This is a genomic window from Streptomyces europaeiscabiei, from assembly GCF_001550375.1.
Taxonomy (GTDB): domain Bacteria; phylum Actinomycetota; class Actinomycetes; order Streptomycetales; family Streptomycetaceae; genus Streptomyces; species Streptomyces europaeiscabiei.
In genome coordinates, this window is record NZ_LRTR01000725.1 from 1 (window position 1) to 890 (window position 890).

1 pseudogene is annotated in these 890 nt (G+C 74.0%); it reads left to right on the forward strand.

Annotation, left to right across the window (positions count from 1 at the left end):
* Positions 1–809 (forward strand): annotated as a pseudogene (locus AWZ10_RS36055) (hypothetical protein); the annotation flags it as partial.
* Between the last annotated feature and the right edge of the window lie 81 nt (positions 810–890).

Consider the following 890-nt stretch of genomic DNA (forward strand, 5'->3'; position numbering starts at 1 on the left):
GCACGCTGCGCAACGCCGGGATGGCCGCCGGCGCGCTGCCCGCGGGCGCCGCGATCGCCGCCGACCAGGCAGGGGCCTACCGGGCGGCGATGGTGGCCTCGGCCGTGCTGTTCCTGTGCTGTGCCGCGATATGCCGGGGCTTCGACGCCGTGGCGGCCACCCCGGCGGGCGGACAGGACGGACAGGGCGGGCGGGCGCGGATCCTGCGCAACCGTGCCTTCCTGGGCATCACCGCCCTGTACGGGGCGTTCACCTTGTCGGCACTGCTGCTGGGCATCGGCGTCCCGCTGTGGATCGTGCAGCAGACCCAGGCCCCCTCCTGGAGCGTGACGGTGATCCAGCTGCTGAACACGGTCCTCGTCGTCGTGCTCCAGGTCCGGCTGAGCCGGGGCTCGGAGCGGCTGGAACGGGCCCGGGTGCTGATGCTGCGCGGCGGACTGCTGTCGGGGCTCGGCGCTCTCGTGGTGCCGCTGACGATGCTGGGCGGCGGGCAATGGGGCGTCGGGGTCGTCATCGTGGCCGCGGTGCTGCTGTCGCTGGGCGAACTGCTGATCATCGCGGGCACCACGGGAGCGGCACTGCTGCACATCCCACGCGAGCAGACCACCAGCCATCTCGCCGTGTTCAACCTGGGCTTCGCCATGACCACGGTGGTCGGGCCGCTGCTGATCAGCACCACCGTCGGCTGGTCCTGGCAGGGCTGGGCCGGCTGGGCGGTGTTCTTCACCGCCCTGGGACTGATCGCCCTGCGCGTACCGGGGCCGCCCGCCGTGCACGAGCACAAGACGCCGGCCGCGGCGCCCGCCTGACGGGTACGCCAGGACCGGCCGTACACCGGCCTGCCGGGCCGGGCGCGGCCGGTCCAGGGCCCGGCCTTCCTCGCGGTGCAC